The sequence below is a fragment of the Mesorhizobium sp. M5C.F.Ca.IN.020.32.2.1 genome (assembly GCF_004023105.1).
Lineage (GTDB): Bacteria > Pseudomonadota > Alphaproteobacteria > Rhizobiales > Rhizobiaceae > Mesorhizobium > Mesorhizobium wenxiniae.
This window is the reverse complement of record NZ_RZSX01000451.1, coordinates 1-5,127: the sequence shown is the minus strand read 5'-3', so window position 1 is coordinate 5,127 and position 5,127 is coordinate 1. Positions and strand designations below refer to the sequence as shown.

General features: G+C 62.1%; 6 protein-coding genes. All 6 read left to right on the top strand.

What is annotated here, in order from left to right; genetic code table 11:
• Positions 1–207 (top strand): hypothetical protein (locus EOA86_RS39515; protein WP_206630092.1); only part of this gene is annotated, 207 nt, incomplete at its 5' end.
• Positions 204–1,244 (top strand): D-xylose ABC transporter substrate-binding protein, encoded by a 1,041-nt coding sequence (xylF, locus tag EOA86_RS21420; protein WP_128343451.1) that lies wholly within the window; start codon positions 204–206, stop codon positions 1,242–1,244. The genes EOA86_RS39515 and xylF, both read left to right, overlap by 4 nt.
• 110 nt (positions 1,245–1,354) lie before the next feature.
• The gene (locus EOA86_RS41290; RefSeq protein WP_128343453.1) at positions 1,355–1,972 is read left to right on the top strand and encodes an ABC transporter permease subunit; all 618 of its coding nucleotides are present in this window, start codon (positions 1,355–1,357) and stop codon (positions 1,970–1,972) included.
• Complete coding sequence (locus EOA86_RS21410; protein WP_128343449.1) at positions 1,969–2,913, top strand: carbohydrate ABC transporter permease; 945 nt, start codon at positions 1,969–1,971, stop codon at positions 2,911–2,913. The genes EOA86_RS41290 and EOA86_RS21410 overlap by 4 nt, the downstream gene beginning before the upstream one ends.
• A gap of 4 nt (positions 2,914–2,917) precedes the next feature.
• The gene (locus tag EOA86_RS21405; protein ID WP_128343447.1) at positions 2,918–4,033 is read left to right on the top strand and encodes an ABC transporter ATP-binding protein; all 1,116 of its coding nucleotides are present in this window, start codon (positions 2,918–2,920) and stop codon (positions 4,031–4,033) included.
• A 3-nt stretch (positions 4,034–4,036) separates the two neighbouring features.
• A partial coding sequence (locus EOA86_RS21400) for a GMC family oxidoreductase (RefSeq protein ID WP_164891884.1) occupies positions 4,037–5,127 on the top strand: 1,091 nt, incomplete at its 3' end.

Below are 5,127 nucleotides of genomic sequence, written 5' to 3'. Positions count from 1 at the left end.
GACAAATACTGGCAGAAGCAGAAGGACCTGTCATTGTTTATTCCGAGGCTCGAAAAAAAGCCGACAGCACACCAAAATCCATCAGAATTTATGTTGACAGCGCTTCGGCGTTGGATCAGTATTTTTTCGAGTCTCGAAAAAAAAGCCTTTGTGCATGCCTTCGGGCCAGTTGGTCGCGCCGTACGCGGCGCAGGAGGAATATCATGAAGAGATTCACAGCCGCCATTCTGGCGGGGGTCGCCATGTCGCTGACGCTCGCGTCGGTCGCACAGGCGAAGGACAAGGTCATTGGTGTTTCGTGGTCGAACTTCCAGGAAGATCGCTGGAAGACTGACGAAGCCGCCATGAAGTCGGCGATCGAGGCCGCCGGCGACAAGTATATTTCCGCCGATGCACAGTCCAATCCCGGCAAGCAGCTGACCGACGTCGAGGGCCTGATCTCGCAGGGCGCCAACGCGCTGATCATCCTTGCGCAGGATGCCTCGGCCATCGGGCCGGCGGTGCAGAAGGCGCTGGACGAAGGCATTCCAGTCGTCGGCTATGACCGGCTGATCGAGAACAAGGACGTCTTCTATTTGACGTTCGACAACCAGGAAGTCGGCCGCATGCAGGCCCGCGAAGTGTTCAAGGTGGCGCCGGAAGGCAATTACGTCTTCATCAAGGGCTCGGGCGCCGATCCGAATGCCGATTTCCTGTTCGCCGGCTCCATGGAAGTGCTCAAGGATGCCATCGACAGCGGCAAGATCAAGAATGTCGGCGAGGCCTATACGGACGGCTGGCTTCCCGCCAATGCCCAGAAGAACATGGAACAGTTCCTGATCGCCAACGACAACAAGGTCAATGCGGTGGTTGCCGCCAATGACGGCACCGCTGGTGGCGTCGTCGCGGCGCTGACGGCGCAAGGCTTGGCCGGATCCGTTCCGGTGTCGGGCCAGGACGGCGACCATGCCGCGCTGAACCGCATCGCGCTCGGCACACAGACCGTATCGGTGTGGAGGGACGCGCGCGAGCTCGGCAAGAACGCCGCCGAGATCGCCTCGCAACTGGCCGACGGCAAGCAGATGACAGACATTGCCGGCGTCAAGGACTTCGCCACGCCGGGCGGCAATGTCGTCAAGTCGCTGTTCCTGACGCCGATTGCCGTCACCAAGGACAATCTCAACGTTGTCATCGACGCGGGCTGGGTCAAGAAGGAAGAGGTCTGCGCCGGCGTGGCGGCGGGCACGGTTCCGGTCTGCAACTGATCCGGCCTTCGCAAGAAGCCTGTGCCAGCGGTCATGATGGTTTGGCCGCGCCATTGTATTGACGCAGGGACTTGCCCATAAGATGGGGAACCATGGGCCGCAGCAGCAATTTGAAGAAGTTCTTTCCGATCGTCGCTTTCATCGCAGTCGCGCTGATCAGCCTGACGATGGCGGGATTCGCCTATTTCGCCACGCAGGAAGCGGCGCGCATCAAGTTCGAGGCGACGGCGGACGATGCGCTCAACCGGATCGATAGCCGCATCGACCTGCATCTGTCGCTGCTGCGATCGACCCATGCGCTGTTCGAGGCGCGCAACGGTGGGATTTCGCGCGGCGAGTTCAAGGCGTTCTTCAACGCGCTCGATATTGACGACAATTTCGCCGGCCTGCGCGGCATCGACGGCGAGATCATGAAGGCGGCGCAGATCGACGGCGCCACCACTTTCCAGCTCTATCGCCGGATCGTCATCCCGCTGCTGCGGCCGGTGTTCCTCTCGGCCTTCATCGTGCTCGCCCACCTCGCCATCAAGTCCTACGATCTGGTCGTAGCGCTGACCAGCGGCGGGCCGGGCGGCTCGGCCTGGCTGCCTTCGAACTTCATGTATGAGTACACCTTCAAGCGCAACGAAATGGCCGTCGGCTCGGCCAGCGCCGTAATCATGCTGATGACCATCACCGCGATCATCGTGCCCTACCTCTATTCCGAACTCAGGGAGCGGCCGCGATGAGCGTCATTGCCACGCCTGCTCGCCAGAGCACTGGCGGCATCAGTGCCAGGACGGTCAACCGCATCGTCGTCTACGGCCTGCTGGCGCTGTTCGCCCTGTTCTACCTGATGCCGCTGTTCGTCATGCTGGTGACTTCGTTCAAGACGATGCACGAGATCCAGAACGGCAACATGCTGGCGCTGCCGCAGGCGCCGACCTTCGAACCATGGCTGAAGGCGTGGGGCGAGACCTGCGTCGGCCTGACCTGCGCCGGCATCAAGGGCTATTTCTGGAACTCCATCAAGATGGTGGTTCCGGCGGTGCTGATCTCGACATTGCTCGGCGCGCTCAACGGCTATGTCCTGACCAAATGGCGCTTCCGCGGCCACACGCTGGTTTTCGGGCTGATGCTGTTTGCCTGCTTCATTCCGTTCCAGTCGGTGCTGTTGCCGATGGCGACGATCCTCGGCAGCCTCGGCCGTTTCGGCGTGACGCTGCGAAACGCGACGGGATTTTCATTCGGCTTGGGCAATCCGACGGTCAACCTGGTCTTTGTACACGTCGTCTATGGGCTCGGCTTCACCACCTTGTTCTTCCGCAACTATTACGAGGCCTTCCCGACCGAACTGGTCAAGGCGGCACAGGTCGACGGCGCCAGCTTCTTTCAGATTTTCCGGCGCATCATGCTGCCGAATTCGATGCCGATCTTCGTCGTCACCGTCATCTACCAGTTCACCAACATCTGGAACGACTTCCTGTTCGCCTCGGCCTATGCCGGCACCGGTGACGCGATGCCGATGACCGTGGCGCTGAATAACGTCGTCAATACCTCGACCGGTGTCGTCGAATACAACGTCAACATGGCAGCGGCGATGATCGCCGCACTGCCGACCCTGCTCGTCTACGTGGTCGCTGGCCGCTATTTTGTGCGCGGCCTGATGGCCGGCGCCGTCAAAGGATAATCGCATGGCTTTTCTCGAAATTGATGGGCTGAGGAAGCGGTTCGGATCGGTCGAGATCCTGAAGGGCATCGACCTCGATCTCGAAAAGGGCGGCTTCCTCGTGCTGGTCGGCCCGTCCGGCTGCGGCAAGTCGACATTGCTCAACACCATCGCCGGCCTGGAAACCATCACCGAAGGCGAAATCCGTGTCGACGGACGGACGATCAACGATCTCCACCCCTCGAAGCGCGACATCGCCATGGTGTTCCAGAGCTACGCGCTCTATCCGAATATGACGGTCGCGGGAAACATTGCCTTCGGCATGGAGATGCGCGGCGTCCCGGCAGCGGAGCGCCAGAAGGCGATCGACAAGGTGGCGAAAGTGCTGCAGATCGGCCACCTCTTGCAGCGCAAGCCGAGCCAGCTCTCCGGCGGCCAGCGCCAGCGCGTCGCCATGGGCCGGGCGCTGGTGCGCGACCCCAAGCTGTTCCTGTTCGACGAGCCGCTATCCAACCTCGACGCCAAGCTGCGCGTCGATATGCGCATCGAGATCAAGCGGCTGCACGCGACCACCGGCACGACAATCGTCTACGTTACCCACGACCAGATCGAAGCGATGACGCTGGCCACCAAAATCGCTGTGATGCGCGACGGCGAGGTGCAGCAGTTCGGCACGCCTGCCGAAATCTACAACAACCCGACGAACCTGTTCGTCGCCGACTTCATGGGCTCGCCGGCGATGAACCTGATCCCGGCGACGATCGACGGCAATGGCAATGCGCTTTCCGTGGTGCTCCAGCGCGAGGCGCGCGAGCCGATCTCGCTGCGGCTGGCCGATGCGCCGACGGGTCTGTCGGCATTCCACAGCAAACCGATCATCTTCGGCGTCCGCCCCGAGGCCCTGACCGATCCCGAAGGGGCCGAACGCAACGCATCGAACATCGCCACCGCCGACTGTCACATCGAGGTCGTGGAACCGGCCGGCTCCGACACTTTCGCCGTCACCAACCTGGGAGGCAAAGCTGTGGTGGCGCGTCTACGCGCCGACGCCAACATCCAGCCGGGCACGGTCACGCCGCTCGCCTTCAATCTGACCAAGGCGGTGTTCTTCGATCCGGCGACCGAGAACCGCATCGTCTAGGCCATGACAAACCCGGACATCGTCATCATCGGCTCCGGCATCGGCGGCGCCACGATCGCCTCCGGCCTTGCCGGCAGCGGCGCCTCGATCCTGATGCTGGAGCGCGGCGAGAAGCTGCCGAAGACGCCGCACACGCGCGACACACGCGCCATTTTCGTCGACGGTCACTACCGGCCAAAGGAAATGTGGCGCGAGGCCGGGGGTGCTGCGTTCAATCCCGGCAACTACTACTATGTCGGCGGCAATTCGAAATTCTATGGCGCGGTGCTGATCCGCTACCGCAGGCAAGATTTTTCCGCCATGGAGCACTATGGCGGCGTCTCACCAGCCTGGCCGTTCTCCTATGAGGAGTTCGAGCCATGGTACTCCAAAGCCGAGCAGCTTTTTCGCGTGCGCGGCGCACTCGGCGAAGACCCGACCGAGCCGTTCCACTCGATCCCCTATGCCTTCGGGCCGGTGCCGGACGAGCCGCCCATCGCCCGCGCCCGAGCCGAACTCAAGGGCCTCGGCCTGCACCCGGCATCGCTGCCGCTCGGCGTCGACATCGATGCCTGGCTAAAGGACGGCAAGACAGGCTGGGACGCATTTCCCAACACCGGAGCCGGCAAGGTCGACGCCCAAACGGGGCCGCTGGCGGCGGCACTTGCCGACCGGAACGTCGAGCTCGAGACCGGTGCCCATGTCGAATATCTCGAAGCGTCATCGGATGTCAGAACGATCGCCGCCGTTCACTATCGCCAGAATGGCACGCTGAAGAAAGTGACGCCGAAACTGGTGATTCTCTCGGCCGGCGCGGTCAATTCGGCGGTCATCCTGCTACGCTCGCCCTCTCCTGACGGCAAGGGCCTCGCCAACCGTTCCGACCAGGTCGGCCGCAACTTCATGAACCACAACTCGAGCGCTATGCTGGCGATCGACCCGCGCCGCAGGAACACATCCGTCTACCAGAAGACGCTGATGCTCAACGACTACTATCTGTCCGACGGCAAAGGCGGCAAGCCGCTCGGCAACGTCCAGCTTCTCGGCAAGATCGACGGCCATATCCTGAGGGCCAACGTCAGGCTTGCACCCCAATTCGCGCTGGACTTCATGGC